The sequence below is a fragment of the Thermomonospora curvata DSM 43183 genome (assembly GCF_000024385.1).
GTDB classification, from domain to species: domain Bacteria; phylum Actinomycetota; class Actinomycetes; order Streptosporangiales; family Streptosporangiaceae; genus Thermomonospora; species Thermomonospora curvata.
In genome coordinates, this window is record NC_013510.1 from 924,867 (window position 1) to 941,208 (window position 16,342).

Sequence of the window (16,342 nt, forward strand, 5' to 3'; positions counted from 1 at the left end):
ACGCATGACGGAACTGCCGCGCGGGGCCAACGCACCCCTGCCCGCCCGCCGGGTCACCGCCACCGTCTCCTGCGCGGTGCCGGTCGACGTCAGCGCCCTGACCGTGGACGCCGACCTGCAGGCGCGCTCCGACGCCGACCTGGTGTTCTACAACGCCCCCGAGGGCGCCGGAGTGCGCTGGTCGCAGGTCGGCGGCGGGCAGCGCATCGAGCTGGACCTGGAGGCGGTGCCGGCCGACGCGCAGGCGGTCGTCATCGTGGTGAGCCTGACCGGCCGGACCTCCTTCGGCGCGGTGCCGCCGCCGCGGCTGCAGCTCACCGCCGCCGACGGCACCCCGCTGGCGGGCTTCACCGTCACGGACCTGGGCCCCGAGCGGGCCATCTTGGGCCTGGAGGTGTACCGGCACGGCACCGGCTGGAAGGTGCGGGCGCTCGGGCAGGGGTACACCGGCGGCCTGGCCGAGCTGCTGACCGCCCACGGCATCGAGGTCGACGACCCCGGCGAGGACCAGCCGGCCGCCGCCCCGCCGCCCGAGCCGGCCATGGGCGTCCCGCCTCCCCGGCCCGCCGAGCCGGCGCCCCCCGCCGAGCCCGGCCCGCAGCCGGCGGCGGGGCCCTCCCGCTCGGAGGTGGGGTACGTCGAACGATGCTGGCTGGTGTGGGAGGACGCCAGCCGCTCCCTGGCCGCCTACCGGGCGGCCACCGAGCACGCCCTGCGGCTGCGCGACGACGAGCTCGCCGGACGGGCGCCCGCCGGGCGCCATCAGGAGCTGATGGCCGCCGCGGCCGACCGGCTGAGCGCCGACGCCGCCCAGCTGGCCGGGGAGCTGGCCGGGGTCGAACCCCACGTCGGCGCCGAGGTCGCGAGCTTCGCCGCGGCGACCTGGCTGACCTGGCAGCCCCGGTCGGACGTCGCCGAGGGCATCCTGCTCGGCACGCTGACCGCCGCCGAGCTGCCCGGCCTGCGCATCCCGCTGGTGCTGCGGATGCCCTGGCGGCGCGGGGTGTGGATCTCCCGCGGCGCGCTGCCCGGCGACTCGGCCGCCTACGCCTGGTCGCTGATCACCCGTTTCCTGGCCGCGGTCCCGCCCGGCCTGGTGGGCCTGGAGGTCATCGACGCCTCCGGGCTGTCGGGGGCGTCCTGGCTGAGCGGCTTCGACCCGCTCACCGTGCAGACCCTGCTCGGCGGCGGGGTGGCCACCGGCCCGGCCGCCGGCGAGCGGCTGCGCCGCCTGCTGGACCTGGTCGACCTGCGCGGGATCGGCGGCGACGCCGAACTGCCCCCTGGGCTGGCCCCCGGCCCCCCGGTGCGGCTGGTGGTGGTCATGGACGCCGGTGCCGCCCTGGACGGCGAGGACGCCCACCGCCTGATGCGCCTGGTCGAGGACGGCCCCCTGGTGGGCGTGCCGGTGCTGCTGGTGGAGACCGACACCCCCGCCGCCGAATCGGTGCGGGCGCTGCGCGTCCGCCAAAGCTGCAACAACCTGCCGTCGGCGGAGGGCGCCATCGCCGACTCGTGGGTGGGCGCCGACTGGACGCTGACCCCGGACGTGCTGCCCGACGCCGGGGACGGCACCCGCCCGCCCAGCCTGTTCGCCCACGTGCTCGGCGCGCACGCCCGGGCGATCGCCTCATACGGCTGACGACCCGGCAGGAGATCCGCCCATGAGACTGTTCGTGGCACTGATCCCGCCGTCGGCCGTCCTGGACGAGCTCGACCGGCTGCTGGTGCCCTACCGGGCGGACTGGCCGGACCTGAAGTGGGTCGCCCGCGACAAGATGCACATCACGCTGGCCTTCCTGGGGGAGATCGACGAGCGCGCCCTGGAACGCCTGCTGCCCCGCCTGGAGCGCGCCGCCGGCCGCCACCCCAGGATCGAGCTGTCCTTCGCCGGGGCCGGGGCGTTCCCCGGCGGCGGCGCCCACGCCCGCGTCCTGTGGACGGGCGTGTACGGCGACCGCGGCGTGCTGGCCCGGCTGGCCGCCTCGGTGAACGCCGCCGGACGCCGCGCCGGGATCGCGGTGGGCGAGCACAGGGCCTTCCGCCCCCACCTGACCTTGGCCCGCAGCCGCCGCCCCACCGACATGCGCCCGCTGATCGAAGGGCTGTCGGCCTATGCCGGGACGACCTGGACGGCCGACACCGTCCACCTGGTCCGCAGCCACCTGCCGGGCAAGGGCCGGCCCGGCCTCCGCTATGAGACCATCCGCGACTGGCCCCTGCGCTGAAGCCGGACGCCGCACGGCCGCCGCCTGCGGGCCGCTTTTGTCACCCCCTCCTGCCAGGCTGGTGGATCTGTCGGCATCGCAGCCCGGGGGAGGATGACATGGCCACCTGGCAGGAGGTCACCGAATCGGCGCCCGAGTTCGCCCGGCGGGTGCGCGAACTGATGGACGCCCACAAGCACAAGACCATCGCCACGCTGCGCAGCGACGGCGCGCCGCGCATCAGCGGTATCGAGGCCGACTTCGCCTGCGGCCAGCTGTGGTTCGGCTCCATGCCCGGCGCCCGCAAGGCCCGCGACCTGCAACGCGACCCCAGATTCGCGCTGCACAGCGCCTCGGTCGTCCCCAATGAGGACGACCCGTCCTCCTGGCCCGGCGACGCCAAGTTCTCCGGCCGCGCCATCGAGGTCACCGACCCCGGCGAACTGCGCGCCTACTTCCGGGAGCGGGGCCTGAACGCATCCGACTTCGGCGGCGCCCACTTCTTCAAGGCCGACATCACCGAGGTCGTCCTCACCCGCGTCAACGGCGACCACCTGGAGATCGACCTCTGGCGCCCCGCCGAGGGCCTGCGCCGCTTCGAACGCAAGTGACGCGAGCAAACCCCGCGTGTCCCGTCGCCTTGGGCCGCCGTACCGGTCCTGGGCATCGCCCCACCGAGCCTTTTCAACACGCCGTTCCCACAGGTCACATGTGGGGACGGCGCGGTTGAGACAGTGCCGTGCCCTGCAAGCCATGGCCTCGAAGACCGCCCGGCTTCTGTCTCGGCCCGCCAAGCGCGCGGCCCGGTGAATCTCCGCCGGGAAACCGGGCGGCCTCTCGCCGAGTGCCATAGGCGTACACCAGATGGTCAGGCACGCTCCTGCCCATCCGTCTCGGAGGCGCCCTCCTCGTCGGCGAGTTCGGCCAGCAGGTCCGCGCGAGTGACCCGTTCGGCACCGGGTGGCATTTCACCGCGGGCAAGGTGCTCGGAGGCTTCACGCATCCGCCGCTCGATCTCGGCGCGGCGCAGCCGTTGCCGCTCTTCGTAGGCGCTGTACGGCATGACCACAACGGGATCACCGCCATGGCGGGTGATCCGGGTGACGACACCGGCATGGGAGGCGGCCAAGCAGATTTTGCCAAGGTGGTTGCGCGCTTCGCGGAGTGGAACGGACTCCATGGGCAGCCCCTATCTCAATTGTGCACATTGTGTACACAATTTGTGAGATCCGTAGTGACGGGGCGGTCACAGCTCCGGGGGCGGCAGGGCCCGGCGGTCGGCGTCCGGGGGACCCCAGGGCAGGCCGTAGCGTTCGCAGGCGCGGCGCAGCTCGGCCAGGTCGGGCGGGAAGGAGAGGCGGCGCAGGACGCGGCCGGCGGGACTCCAGACCACCAGGCGGGGGGCCTGGTCGGTGGAGTCGTCGATGCCGACGCCGCCCACGGTGCCGCGGGCCAGGTTCCAGGCGACCTTGCCGCGCCGGCTGACCACGGCGATGCCGGCGGGGGAGATGTGCAGCTGGTCGCGGTTGCGGTCATACAGCCAGTAGCCGACCAGGCCGGTCAGCAGCCCGGCGGGGACCGCCCACAGCAGGGTCTGCCGGGCGCCGCCCAGGGCGTCGCCCAGCCACAGGGCGCCCAGCACCGCGGCGGCCTCGCACATCACCATGCTCGCCAGGCAGGTGCTGATCCGGGAGCGCCGGGTGGCGTCCACCGTCACCACCGGGCCGTCCTCGGGCGGGGGCGCCGCGTCGGCCTCCGGCTCGGACGGGGCGGACAGGGCCGCCACGGCGCTGTGAAAGGCGGCCGACAGGTAGGCGTCGTACTCGGCGTCGGAGACCGGCAGGCCGGCTTTGCGGGCCTGCTCGCGCAGATCGGTGCGGGAGATCCGGAGCACCGCCAGCGGGGCGGCGAAGAACTCCTCGCCGTCGGAGCCGTGCAGCCGCAGCCAGGCCCGCCCGTCGATGGTCAGCAGCTCGATCCCGCCGATGCGGTCGGCCGGCATCCGCAGCACCACGTCCCCGGCCGCATCCGCCCAGCCCAGCCCGTCGTCGGTGACCACCAGCCGGCCCCCGGGCACCTGGGCGAAGACCTCCGGCAGCCCGTCCAGCCCGTAGACGGAGGGGCGGGGGGTGTTCGCCCCCGGCGTGATCACCCGCCAGCCGTGTTCGTGCAGCTCGTGGACCAGCTGGAACTCATCCAGCCCATCGGCTGGCAGCCGGGCCAGCAGCCCCATCCGGTGGTCGAAGGCCAGCACCGACAGCCGGCAGGGGCCGGGCCGGCCGCTGATCGGGTCCACCCGCACGCCGGGGCCGACCACCAGCGCGGCGGTGTCCCCGGCGTGCACCCGCAGCTCCCGGGACCGGCGCCGCCGGCCGCGCCCGCGGCGCACCACCAGCCGCCCGGTGGTGATCGTCCAGCGGACCGGCCGTTCGCGCAGCAGCCTGCGGTGCACCGCGTGCAGGGCCGCCTGGCCGACCAGCACCCACCCGGCGGCCGCCATCCGCGACAGCAGCGGGACGAGGTCGGGGAACTGCACCGCCATCCGGGCCACCATCAGCGCGCCGAGCAGGGCGACCAGCGCCCCCAGCGCCAAGACGCGCAGCCGCCCGGGGTTTTCGGCCGGGGCGCTCAGCCGGGCCGGCTCGCGGCGTTCGGCCGGCAGCGGGCGGGGCTCGTGCGCGGCGGCCAGCAGCTCGGCCTCCTGCGCCAGCAGCCGCGCCTCGGCGGTGTGGTCGGGCACCGGCCGTCCCGGAGGCGCCAGCCCGCCGTCCGACAGCCGCCCGACGTCGCCGTCCAGCACCCGCATCGGCAGCCCCAGCCGCCGCGCGGTCACATAGAACGCCAGCGGCTCAAAGCCCATCCACGACAGCTCACCCACCGGGGCGCGGCCGAACTTGTGGAAGACCGTCAGGTAGCCGTCCTCGGCGGTGAGCGCCAGCTCCTCGATGCGCTCGCGCGCATACCCGGTGATGACCCGCCCGTCCGGGCCGATCTGCTGCAGGCCGTCCGCCGACAGCCGCCAATAGGGGTGGGGGCGGCGCGGCCGCAGCACGCCGATCAGCCAGGGCATCGCCACGGCGACGGCGATCAGGGCCGCCCACAGCCAGGCGGGGCGGATCGGCAGCAGCGCCACCACCAAGGCCGCCAGTGTGAACGGCACGCCGCCGACCGGGCGCCGCCGTCCCGCGGCCCCCGTCCAGGACTGGCCGACGAGCTCTGGTTGCACAGTCCCCGATCCTGACATGTGTGACGCCGCTCCCGCCGCTGACTCGGTGGTCGAATACCTCACTGGCCCGCCGGTCAGGACCGCCGGCGCAGGATGCCGTAGCCGACCGCCAGCGCGATCCCGACCGCCAGGACCACGCCCACGTTGCGGTCGTCCGGCTCCCGCCGCTGCGACTCCCGCCGCCCGGACTCGGTGGGGGCGGGGGTGGGGTCGGGCCGGACCCGCTCGGGCAGCGGCACCCGCCATATCGGCTGGGCGACGCCCTCCGAACCGGCCAGCAGCGCCCGCCCGTCGGGCGTGTAGGTGATCGACTCGCCCTGCTCCTGGCGCGGCAGCCGGATGCTGCGCAGCGGTTTGATCTTCTCCTCGGCGTTCTCATCGAAGGAGTAGATACGGGCGGACGAGTAGGTGCGGATCACCAGTGACCGCCCGTCGGGCGCGAACGCCCCGTCGGTGGCCAGCAGCGGCGCCCTGCCGACCTTGCGCAGGATGTTGTAGCCGTCGGTGCGCAGCCGGGCCGGAGCCTCATACAGCCCGCCGGAGAGCTGCTTGCTGGCGATGTAGATCCGGTTGGTCCGCGGGTTGATCATGAAGGTCTCGGCGTTGCGCGGCCCGTCGGCGTACCGGAAGCGGAACGCGGTCGCCCGCAGCGTCTGGCTGCGCAGCTCGGACGGCTCGGGGATGCGGTAGACGGTGACGTGCGGCCAGATCCCGCCGTGGTTGTCGCCGATGTCGGCGACGAACAGCGCCGGCCGGCCCTGCTCGTCCTTCCCGATCGCCATGCCCTCCCAGTCGCGGGCACCGGCGCCCGCCAGCGTGAGCGTGGCCAGCGTCCGCCCGTCGGGGCCGATCGCGAAGATCTGGGGGGCGCCGCCGGAGTCGTTGTGGGTGTAGAGCACCCCCGGATGCCGTCTGCTGGCCGCCAGCCCGCTGGATTCGGAGATCCGCGGGTCGCGGATCGTCAGCAGGCGGGTGGCCTCCTCGTCCCGGGCACTTCCCTCGGCCGCTCCGGCCCAGGCGCACGCCAGCAGGCAGGCGAGCGGAATCGCCGCGGCCCGTATGCGCAAACTCGTCCTCCCGTTTCCCTCGGCATCGATCATCGCCGATCGCCGGCGGGAGGGCATCCTCCGCGGGGACGAGCCCGGCGCCGCCGCAAGGCCGGATGACCCTGGCCGGCACGCCTCCCCGGGAGCGCGGCGTCCGGAGGCCGGGGACCGCATCGCCCCGTCGGCTCCGTCCCGGCCCGCCAGGAGGTGACATGCCGGGAAGGGAACGAAAAGGCGGCGGGCGGCCCGGCCGGGCGGGTCAGCCGATCAGCGAACCGATGATCACGATGAGGACCAGCACGGTCAGGACGGTCGGCAGCAGCCATCGGGGCGAACGGTTCACTTTTGCAAGCCTATTTGCCCTCCGATGGTGCCGCGCCCCGGGGATCGGCGCCTCCGATGAACCGCGGGCGCCGCGGCGGCGTCTCAACTGGCATGTGCGGACTGTTCGGGCTGCTGCGCTCCCCTGCCGCGGCGCACCCTGAAAAGGCCTCCGACGCCTTCGTGGTGCTCGGCATGCTGGCCGAGGAACGGGGCGACGACTCCGCCGGAGTGGCGTTGTTCACCGGGCGGCCGGTGACCCGCGACGCCCCCGTGCCCCTGGAGGCCGGTGACATCAGCGTCGACGGCTGCCGGATCGTCAAGGGACGGGGCCGGTTCAGCCGGGTGTGGCGCCCGGACCTGCTGCTGCCGCTGCTGGACTGCGCCCCCGTGGCGATCGGCCACACCCGCCGGGCCACCCAGGGCGGGCGGGAGCGGCTGGCCGACGCCGGCCCGCTGGCGGTGCCCGGCCCCGGCGCGGGGATCGTGGGCGCCCACAACGGGGACGTCGAGGCCGCCGCGCTGCGCGAGCGCTTCGCCCTGCCGCGGGGACGGGGCGGCAGCGACAGTGAGGCGATCTTGCAGGCGCTGGTCGGCCGGCGGGAGGTGGCCGCGGTCGTCGAGGTGCTGCAGGCGCTGGTCGGCCGGGCCGCGCTGGCGTGGGTGGACCGGGCCCGTCCCGACCGGGTGCACCTGGCCCGCGCCGCGCTGAGCCCGCTGGTGGTGGCGATCGACACCGAGCAGAACATGTACTGGGCCTCCAACCCCCGCTGGTTCCGCGAGGTGCGGCGGTGCACCAGCGTGGAGTTCGCCTCCGCGGTCATGCTGCGCGAGGGCACCTACCTGGAGATCTCGTGCACCCCCGTCCCGCACATCAGCGCCCGCGCCGAGTTCGTGCCCACCGCGCGGCCCTGCGACCTGGAGGAGGGGGTCTGGGAGGGGTTCACCGCGGCCGACCGCGACCGGGACCGCGCCGAGCTGCGGCACGCCGTGCGCAAAAGCGGCACCGGAGGCTTTCCCGCCCTGAGATGACCTCCCCGTAGACCGGGGGCGGTACCGGACGGGCCGCCCCCACGGACGCCTGAGGGCCGCAGGATGCGGCCCCTGCGGCCCTCAGGTTCACCCGGGCGTCTTGCGCGCCTTGAGGACGCCTACAGGCGCTCGACCACGTAATCGATGCAGGCGGTCAGCGCCTCGACGTCGGCCGGGTCGACGGCCGGGAACATGCCGATGCGCAGCTGGTTGCGGCCCAGCTTGCGGTAGGGCTCGGTGTCGACGATGCCGTTGGCCCGCAGCGTCTTGGCCACCGCGGCGGCGTCCACGGAGTCGACGAAGTCGATGGTGCCCACCACCTGGGAGCGCTGCGCCGGGTCGGCCACGAACGGGGTGGCGTAAGAGGACTTCTCCGCCCACGTGTACAGCCGCTGCGCCGAGTCGGCGGTGCGCGCGGTGGTCCAGGCCAGGCCGCCCTGGGCGTTCATCCACTCGATCTGCTCGGCGAACAGCAGCAGCGTGGCCACCGCGGGCGTGTTGTAGGTCTGGTCCTTGGCGGAGTTGTCGATGACCGTCTTGAGGTTGAAGAACTCCGGGATGTAGCGGTCGGAGGAGGCGATCTGCTCGATCCGCTCCAGCGCGGCCGGGGAGACCAGCGCCACCCACAGCCCGCCGTCGGAGGCGAAGCACTTTTGCGGCGCGAAGTAGTAGACGTCGGCCTGGGTGATGTCCACCGGCAGGCCGCCGGCCCCGGAGGTGGCGTCCACCAGCACCAGCGAGTCCTCCCCGCCCACCCGCTGAATGGGCATCGCCACGCCGGTGGAGGTCTCGTTGTGGGTCAGCGCGTAGACGTCCACGCCGTCCTCGGCCCGCGGCAGCGGGTGGGAGCCGGGCTCGGCGGAGATCAGCGACGGCTCCTCCAGCCACGGGGCCGCCTTGGCGACCTTGGCGAACTTGCTGGAGAACTCCCCGAAGGTCAGGTGCTGGGACTTGCGGCGGATCAACCCGAAGGCGGCGGCGTCCCAGAAGGCGGTGGTGCCGCCGTTGCTGAGCAGCACCCGGTAGCCCTCCGGCAGGGAGAACAGCTCCGCCAGTCCCTCGCGGACCCGGCGCACCAGCGACTTGACCGGCGCCTGCCGGTGCGAGGTGCCCAGGTAGGCGGCACCCGACTCGGCGAGCGCGCGCAACTGCTCGGGACGGACCTTGGACGGGCCGCATCCGAAACGGCCGTCGGCTGGCTTGAGGTCTGCGGGGATGACGATTTCAGTCACGTGAACACCTTAGATGAGCTGGGAGATCGAACTCGCAGCCGTCCAGATCCTGAGATGAACCTCTCATCTGCGGCGCAGCGCGCGGATTCCCACCGCCAGCAGCCAGAGCAGCCCGAGCGCCGCCGCGACGGCCACCGCGGCGTGCTCGCCCCACGGGTCGCCGGCGGAGACCGCCCGCCGCAGCGCCCGGACCGAGTCGTGCAGCAGCAGCGCCAGCGCCGCCGCCACGATCCAGCCGACCACCTTGCGCGAGACCGCGTCCCGGCGGCGCCGCCTGGCCCGGCGTTCGGCCTCCTGCCGCCGCAGCTCCTCCAGCACCGCCTGGGGGCGCGCTGCCTCCGGCTCGTCGAACTCCTCTAGCTCGTCGAAGTCGCCGGCGGAGCGCGGGGCCGGCTCCCGGCTCCCGGCGCGTTCACCGGGGGCGGCGAGGCCGTCGGCGTCGTGGGGGCGGGAGTGCGTCACACGCCCCATGATGACAAACCCGGCCCGATGGCCGTGAGGTCCTTTGGGACCGGCCGGACGGGAGGGGCAACCTGGCCGAAATCGTCTCCGTGGCCTGGATCACGTGATAAAAAACACGTGGAGAAAGAAGCGGCCCGCCGGAGCGCGCTCCGGCGGGCTCCTATGAGCCGAAGCTCACTGGGCTGGGCCGAAGGTCACTCGGCGTTGCGCTTGAGAGCGGCGTCGGCACCGGCGACCTCGGTGATGGGACGCGGGCCGGGCCCCAACGTACCGGGCGCTGGGGCGGACCAGGCGGCCGGTGCGCTTTTGCTCCAGGACGTGCGCCGCCCACCCGGCGGTGCGGGCGCAGGTGAACATGGCGGGCATCATCGCGGGAGGAACCTCGGCGAAGTCCAAGATCACCGCGGCCCAGAACTCGACGTTGGTCTCGATGGCGCGGTCGGGACGGCGCTCGCGCAGGATCGACAGGGCTGCGTCCTCCAACGCCTTGGCCGCCTCGTAGCGGGGGGCACCCAGCTCCTTGGCGGTGCGGCGGAGCACCCGGGCGCGCGGGTCCTCGGCCCGGTAGACCCGGTGGCCGAAGCCCATCAGGCGCTCCCCGGCGTCCAGGATGTCGGTGACGACCTTGCGGGCGTCCCCGATCTGCTCCACCTTCTGGATCATCGGCAGCACCCGGGCGGGGGCGCCGCCGTGCAGCGGACCGGACATGGCGCCGATCGCTCCGGCGAAGCTGGCCGCCACGTCGGCGCCGGTGGAGGCGATGACGCGGGCGGTGAAGGTGGAGGCGTTCATGCCGTGCTCGGCGGCCGAGACCCAGTAGGCGTCGATGGCCTTGACGTGGCGGGGGTCGGGCTCACCGCGCCACTGGATCATGAAACGCTCGGTGATGTTGCGTCCCTCGTCGATGCGGCGCTGTGGGACCATGGGCAGGCCGGCGCCGCGGGCCGACTGGGCCGCGAACGACAGCACCAGCGCCGATACTCGGGCCAGGTCGGCACGGGCCTCCTCGTCGCTGATGTCCAGCAGCGGACGCATCCCGTAGGCGGTGGCCAGGGCCGGCAGCGCGCCCTGCACGTCCACGCGGACGTCGCCGGAGCGGTGCGGCAGGACGTGCGGCTCGGCCGGAGCCAGGCCCGGGTCGAAGCTGTTGTCCACCAGCAGGCCCCAGGCGTCGCCGAAGGAGACGCGGCCGACGAGATCTTCGATGTCGACGCCCCGGTACCGCAGGGCGCCGCCCTCCTTGTCCGGTTCGGCGATCTCGGTCTCGAAGGCCACGACCCCCTCAAGACCGGGTTTGAAGTCGGACATGTTCGTCCTGCCTTTCGTCCCCAAGAGTGATAAGGCGGTGAAGGTTCATTGAACCCTGTCGCTGTTACCGCTTAGTACCCAGGTCCCCACATGACGCATTCCGCCCAGGTGAGAGGCTCAGGCACTGTGCGACAACACCCTGATCCGGCCCGGCTCCGCAGCGCGTACGAAAGCGACGGGACGGTGCGCTCCTCCTTCCCGGACGACCTTCCCCGCGACCCGGTCGACCTGTTCGCCGCCTGGTTCACCGACGCGCTGGCGTCCGGACTGCCCGAACCCAACGCGATGGTGCTGGCCACCGCCTCGCCCGAGGGGGTGCCCAGCGCGCGGACCGTTCTCCTCAAAGGGTACGGAACCGATGGATTCAGGTTCTTCACCAACCACACTTCGCGAAAGGGGCGGGAGCTGGCGGCCAACCCGGTGGCCGCACTGGTGTTCCCCTGGCACGCCATCCACCGCCAGGTCCGGATCTGCGGGCCGGTGCGGCGGCTGCCGGAGGAGGAGTCGGCCGCCTACTTCCGCAGCCGGCCCCACGGCTCGCAGATCGGCGCCTGGGCCAGCCGCCAGTCCTCGGTGATCGGCTCGCGGGAGGAACTGGACGCCCGGTACGCCGAGCTGGCCGCGCGCTGGCCGGACCCCGATGAGGTGCCGGGCGCCCCAAAGGTGCCGGTGCCGCCCTTCTGGGGCGGCTACCTGGTGGTCCCCCAGGAGATCGAGTTCTGGCAGGGCCGGCCCAACCGCATGCACGACCGCATCCGCTACCGCCGCGTGCCGCCCCTTGGGGCCGGCGATGCGGAGGGGACCGCCGAAGCGCGCGAGTGGGTCATCGAGAGACTGTGCCCGTGACAACGGAACAGCACTCCAAACCCTCCGAGACGGCCGCATCCTCCCGGCGGCGGCTGACGATCGACACCCGGCCGCTGGCGCATCCGGCCTTCCGCCGGCTGTGGCTCGGCCAGAGCGTGTCCTTCCTGGGCTTTCAGGTGACCGCCGTGGCGGTGCCGGTGCAGGTCTACGACATGACCCGCGCCTCGCTGTGGGTGGGGGTGCTCGGCCTGGTCAACCTGGTGCCGCTGATCGCCTTCGGCCTGTGGGGCGGCGCCGTGGCCGACCACATGGACCGGCGCAGGCTGCTGTTCCTGGCCTCCTGCGTGATGTGGGTCTCCACCCTGCTGCTGCTGGTGCAGGCGCTGCTGGAGCTGGACAGCCTGGCGCTGATCATGGCCCTGGTGGCGGTGCAGGCCTCCGGATTCGCGGTGGCCTCGCCCACCCGCGGCGCGATCATCCCCCGCCTGCTGGAGAAACGGCTGGTGCCCGCCGCCAACACCCTCAACTTCACCGCCAGCCAGGTGGGGATGATGGCCGGGCCGCTGCTGGCCGGGTTCGTGCTGGCCCGCTGGGACTACGCCGTCGCCTACGCCCTGGACGCGGTGCTGTTCACCGCCGTGCTGTATGCGGCGCTGCGGCTGCCGCCCATCCCGCCGCTGGGCGAGCGCACCGGCAGCCCCGGCCTGCGCTCGGTGGCCGAGGGCCTGCGGTACCTGGCCACCCAGCCGGTGCTGCTGATGTCGTTCGTGGTGGACATCATCGCGATGAGCATCGCCATGCCCCGGGCGCTGTTCCCCGAGCTGGCCGAGACCCGCTTCGGCGGCGAGGAGGCGGTGGGCTGGCTGTTCGGCGCCATCTCCATCGGCGCGGTGCTGGGCGGGCTGCTGTCGGGGTGGATGGAGCGCGTCCACCGCCAGGGCGTGGCGCTGGTGGTCTCGATCGCGGTGTGGGGCCTGGCGGTGGCCGCCGCCGGGCTGGCCCACAGCCTGTGGCTGGCGGTGGTGCTGCTGGCCGTCGGCGGGGCCGCCGACCTGGTGTCGGCGGTGTTCCGGCAGACGATCCTGCAGACCTACGCCCCCGACGAGATGCGCGGGCGCATGCAGGGCGTCTTCGTCGTCGTGGTCGCCGGCGGGCCCCGCCTCGGCGACCTGCGCGCCGGGGCCACCGCGGCGGTCACCGGGGCCACCGCCTCCTGGGTGGGCGGGGGCCTGGCCTGCGCGGTCTTGGTGGTGGTTGTGTCGCTGTGCGTGCCGGCCTTCCTGCGCTACGACACCCGCCGCCAGGGGCCGGTGCCCGAGCACCTGCCAAAGCCCCAGGACGTTCCGGAGCCCAAGACGGACGAGTGATCCGGCGGGCCGGGCCGCCCGCCGTCGTGGCGCGCGGGTGGGGGCCACCGTCATGGGAAGGTCCGAGGCTCATCATGCGTTGTCGTTATCCCGTGCGGCATTCGTTACTTCGGGAATGCGCACGGTCACGTCAACGCACGCCTGTGCCGGGCCCCGACGAAGTAGACTTGGAGCTTCAAGAGCGGAGGGAGCCTTGACCTCACATGGCCTGATCGACACGACGGAGATGTATCTCCGTACGGTGTTCGAGCTCGAAGAGGAGGGGATCGTTCCCCTGCGCGCGCGGATCGCCGAGCGCCTGTCCCAAAGCGGCCCGACGGTGAGCCAGACGGTCGCCCGGATGGAGCGCGACGGCCTGCTGCGGGTCGAGGGAGACCGGCACCTTGAGCTCACCCCGTCCGGCCGGGGACTGGCCACCCGGGTGATGCGCAAGCACCGGCTCGCCGAGTGCCTGCTGGTGAACATCATCGGGCTGCCCTGGGAGGACGTCCACATCGAGGCGTGCCGCTGGGAGCACGTGATGAGCGAGCAGGTCGAGCGGCGCCTGGTGGTGCTGCTGGGGTACCCCACCCACTGCCCGCACGGCAACCCCATCCCCGGTCTGGAGGAGCTCGGCGTCACCGAGGAGGGCGAGGAGACCGGCCCGCTGAACGTGATGACCGAGGTCGCCACCCCGGAGGGCACCCCCGCGGTGGTCCGGCGGATCAGCGAGCAGGTGCAAAACGACAGCGACCTGATGCTCATCCTCAAGCGGCTGGGCATCCAACCGGGACGCGAGGTGATGCTGGAGAGCAGTCCGGACGGCGTTCGGGTGAGCTGTGAGGGCGAGCCGGACGGCACCGCCGAGCTGCCGCGCCGCCTGGCCGAGCACGTGTTCGTCACCAAGCGCTGAATATCTTGCCGGTGACCTCCCCGCCCTGTACCGAAGATCTCCTCAGTGAGAAGCTGTACCCGCGTATCCGGAACGTGTTTTTGTCGTTCAATACCAAGGAGGCGTGTACGGCGTCCATGAGGGGGCAGGTCGTGCTCGCTGCTGTAACCGGGGAAGCAGAGGTCCGATGAAGCGGTGGGGTGAGTCCTCCTTCGAGGCGCAACTGCCGCCGCAGACCGTCCTCGACCAGATGGAGATGGCGGTCATCGTCTGCGACCGCTTCAGCAACATCATCTACAGCAACGAGTACGCCCAGCGGCTGTTCGGCTTCCGGGGCGAGGAGTCCATCGGGCGGTCGGTGCTGGATCTGGGCATCGCCGAGGAGGACCGCGACCAGGCCACCGAGCTGGCCCGGCACGTTCTCAAGGGCGGTGTGTGGGAGGGCACCTTCTGCAACATCCGGGCTGATGGGACCACCTTCTACACCCGCGCTCAGGCCGTCCCGCTGCGCCATCCCTCCGGCTCGGTGGACGGGACCGTCATCTTCGCCCGCGAGGCCTTCCGCAGCAACCAGCGCGACCGGGAGCGCTTCGGGCTGCTGGAGCGCATCGGCGAGCGGCTGGCCGGGTCGCTGGAGCTGGCCACCACGCTGCGGCAGATGGCCGACACGCTGGTCCCGCAGTTCGCCGACCACTGCTTCATCGACCTGTTCAGCGGCGACCGGCTGATCCGCCGCGTCTCCCGCCACACCGGGGGCTGGACCCCGCCGCCGGGCACCTGGGCCCAGGTCGGCGAGCCGGTGTCCTACCCTCCCGACCACTTCTGCAGCAAGGCCATGGCCCGCCGGGAGGCGGTGCTGGTGGAGGACCTGATGCAGCACCGGTTCTCCGCCCCCAGCACCGCCAGCATGAACCTCAGCCGGGAGGTGGGCGTCACCTCGGTGATCGCCGCCCCGCTGCTGGCCCGCGGCGAGCTGCTGGGCGTGATGAGCCTGGCGTTGTCGGGCCTGGGGAACCGGCCCGACCCGCACTACGACGGCTTCGACCGCGACCTGGTCGGCGCCATCGCCGGCCGGGTGGCGCTGGCGGTCGACAACGCGATGCTGTTCGAGGCCGAGCGCGAGACCGCGCTGGCCTTCCAAAAGGATCTGCTGCCCGGCGACATCCCGCCCCGGCTGGACGGGCTGCAGATCGCCTGGCGCTATGAGCCGGCCCGGCCGCTGGAATCCCACGGGCACGGCATCCAGACCCAGGTCGGCGGCGACTGGTACGACGTGATCCCGCTGTCGGCGGGCCGGGTGGGCCTGGTGATCGGGGACGTGGAGGGCCGGGGCGCCCGCTCGGCCGCGGTCATGGGGCAGCTGCGCGCCGCGCTGCGGGCCTTCGCCCAAGACGACAAGCCGCCCGCGGAGATCCTGCGCAAGCTGGATGAGTGGACCCGGGCGATGAGCAAGTCCCGGCGGCCCCGGCCCGGCGAGGAGCAGCCGCGTCCGACGCTGGTGTCGTGCACCTACTTCGTCTACGACGCCTGGTCGCGGGTGCTGTCGTTCGCCAACGCCGGGCACGATCCGCCGCTGCTGATCCAAGACGGCAAGGTCGGTGAGCTGGAGTTCGACAGCAAGGGCGCCATGCTCGGGGTGCGCGGCTCCGGGGTGGGCGGGGAGATCCTGTTCAACGAGGAGAGCTGCGAGCTCAAGCCCGGCTCCACGCTGGTGCTCTACACCGACGGCCTGATCGACCGGCGGCCCCGCGAGGACGGGACGTACTACAGCCGTGAGGAGTCCCGCCGGATGCTGCGCGAGGCGGTGGCCGCGGTCGCCCACGAGGATGTGGAGACGATCGCCAACGCCGCCTATGAGGCGGTGCCGGGCGACATCGACGACGATGTGGCGATCGTGGTGATCCGCACCTCCGATGAGGAGCTGGCGGTCGAGCAGCGCGTCTTCGCGGCCGAGCCGATCATGGTCTCCGAGGCGCGGCGCATGGCCGCCGACACCTTCGCCGCCTGGGGCGTGGACCCCGAGCAGGCCGAGCTGGCCTGCCTGCTGGTCTCCGAGGTGGTCACCAACGTGGTGCTGCACGCCGCCAGCGCCCCGGCGCCGCGCCGGGAGCCGGTGATGCCCCAGGTGGGCGGGTTGGGCTCGGGGAGCGATGCGCTGCCGTCGCTGGAAGAGGAGCTGTGGGACCTGGGCGTGGAGCTGGGCCGCCGGGAGCCGGCGACCAAGGAGTTCCGGTTGCGGCTGCGCCGCGGCGCCCGTTCGCTGTGGGTGGAGGTCTTCGACTCCGACCTGCGGCTGCCGCGCATCCGCAGCGCCGGGGAGACCGACGAGGGCGGCCGCGGCCTGTACCTGGTGGATCAGCTGGCCACCCGGTGGGGCGCCCGGCCGACCGCCGACGGCAAGGCCGTCTGGTTCGAGCTGCCTTTGGAGCCCGGAGGCCCGGTGGGGGCCTGACCGGAAAGGGG

At 73.2% G+C, this 16,342-nt stretch carries 13 protein-coding genes and 1 pseudogene; 8 read left to right on the top strand and 6 right to left on the bottom strand.

Features of this window, described 5'->3' with window-relative positions; translation table 11 throughout:
* Nucleotides 1-4: 4 nt before the first annotated feature.
* The 3 genes from TCUR_RS04055 (at nucleotide 5) to TCUR_RS04065 (ending at nucleotide 2,818) form a co-directional block, all read left to right on the top strand.
* Entirely contained in the window at nucleotides 5-1,642 is a 1,638-nt protein-coding gene (locus TCUR_RS04055) for a TerD family protein (protein ID WP_012851199.1), read from the top strand.
* Nucleotides 1,643-1,664: 22 nt separating this feature from the next.
* Entirely contained in the window at nucleotides 1,665-2,228 is a 564-nt protein-coding gene (gene thpR, locus TCUR_RS04060) for an RNA 2',3'-cyclic phosphodiesterase (RefSeq protein ID WP_012851200.1), read from the top strand.
* Between the two features lie 98 nt (nucleotides 2,229-2,326).
* Nucleotides 2,327-2,818 (top strand): pyridoxamine 5'-phosphate oxidase family protein, encoded by a 492-nt coding sequence (locus TCUR_RS04065; RefSeq protein ID WP_012851201.1) that lies wholly within the window; start codon nucleotides 2,327-2,329, stop codon nucleotides 2,816-2,818.
* A gap of 257 nt (nucleotides 2,819-3,075) precedes the next feature.
* On the opposite strand, the gene TCUR_RS25400 is transcribed toward TCUR_RS04065, so the two are convergent.
* The 3 genes from TCUR_RS25400 to TCUR_RS04080 form a co-directional block, all read right to left on the bottom strand.
* Nucleotides 3,076-3,387, bottom strand: coding sequence for a type II toxin-antitoxin system Phd/YefM family antitoxin (locus TCUR_RS25400; protein WP_012851202.1), 312 nt, complete (start codon nucleotides 3,385-3,387; stop codon nucleotides 3,076-3,078).
* Nucleotides 3,388-3,453: 66 nt separating this feature from the next.
* A complete protein-coding gene (locus TCUR_RS04075) occupies nucleotides 3,454-5,433 on the bottom strand; it encodes a hypothetical protein (protein ID WP_012851203.1) in 1,980 nt (659 codons plus the stop codon).
* A 74-nt stretch (nucleotides 5,434-5,507) separates the two neighbouring features.
* Nucleotides 5,508-6,500 (bottom strand): esterase-like activity of phytase family protein, encoded by a 993-nt coding sequence (locus TCUR_RS04080; protein WP_012851204.1) that lies wholly within the window; start codon nucleotides 6,498-6,500, stop codon nucleotides 5,508-5,510.
* 414 nt (nucleotides 6,501-6,914) lie between these two features.
* Here TCUR_RS04080 and TCUR_RS24645 point away from each other — a divergent pair, with 414 nt between their 5' ends.
* Nucleotides 6,915-7,832 (top strand): hypothetical protein, encoded by a 918-nt coding sequence (locus TCUR_RS24645; RefSeq protein ID WP_052305407.1) that lies wholly within the window; start codon nucleotides 6,915-6,917, stop codon nucleotides 7,830-7,832.
* Nucleotides 7,833-7,951: 119 nt separating this feature from the next.
* On the opposite strand, the gene serC is transcribed toward TCUR_RS24645, so the two are convergent.
* The 3 genes and pseudogenes from serC to TCUR_RS04105 all read right to left on the bottom strand — a co-directional run bounded on the left by serC (nucleotide 7,952) and on the right by TCUR_RS04105 (nucleotide 10,834).
* On the bottom strand, nucleotides 7,952-9,064 hold the full coding sequence (gene serC, locus TCUR_RS04095; protein ID WP_012851206.1) for a phosphoserine transaminase: 1,113 nt from the start codon (nucleotides 9,062-9,064) through the stop codon (nucleotides 7,952-7,954).
* 63 nt (nucleotides 9,065-9,127) lie between these two features.
* Nucleotides 9,128-9,526, bottom strand: coding sequence for a hypothetical protein (locus tag TCUR_RS04100; protein ID WP_148232922.1), 399 nt, complete (start codon nucleotides 9,524-9,526; stop codon nucleotides 9,128-9,130).
* A 194-nt stretch (nucleotides 9,527-9,720) separates the two neighbouring features.
* A pseudogene (locus tag TCUR_RS04105) lies at nucleotides 9,721-10,834 on the bottom strand (citrate synthase 2).
* A gap of 90 nt (nucleotides 10,835-10,924) precedes the next feature.
* Between TCUR_RS04105 and pdxH the strand changes: the two are divergent.
* The 4 genes from pdxH (at nucleotide 10,925) to TCUR_RS04125 (ending at nucleotide 16,331) form a co-directional block, all read left to right on the top strand.
* Complete coding sequence (gene pdxH, locus TCUR_RS04110) at nucleotides 10,925-11,680, top strand: pyridoxamine 5'-phosphate oxidase (RefSeq protein WP_052305408.1); 756 nt, start codon at nucleotides 10,925-10,927, stop codon at nucleotides 11,678-11,680.
* Nucleotides 11,677-13,008 (top strand): MFS transporter, encoded by a 1,332-nt coding sequence (locus TCUR_RS04115; RefSeq protein ID WP_012851210.1) that lies wholly within the window; start codon nucleotides 11,677-11,679, stop codon nucleotides 13,006-13,008. Before pdxH ends, TCUR_RS04115 begins: the two co-directional genes overlap by 4 nt.
* A gap of 193 nt (nucleotides 13,009-13,201) precedes the next feature.
* Nucleotides 13,202-13,900: an iron-dependent transcriptional repressor DtxR gene (locus tag TCUR_RS04120; RefSeq protein WP_012851211.1), complete on the top strand. Its 699-nt coding sequence runs from the start codon at nucleotides 13,202-13,204 to the stop codon at nucleotides 13,898-13,900.
* Nucleotides 13,901-14,066: 166 nt separating this feature from the next.
* Nucleotides 14,067-16,331 (top strand): SpoIIE family protein phosphatase, encoded by a 2,265-nt coding sequence (locus tag TCUR_RS04125; protein WP_012851212.1) that lies wholly within the window; start codon nucleotides 14,067-14,069, stop codon nucleotides 16,329-16,331.
* Nucleotides 16,332-16,342: the final 11 nt, after the last annotated feature.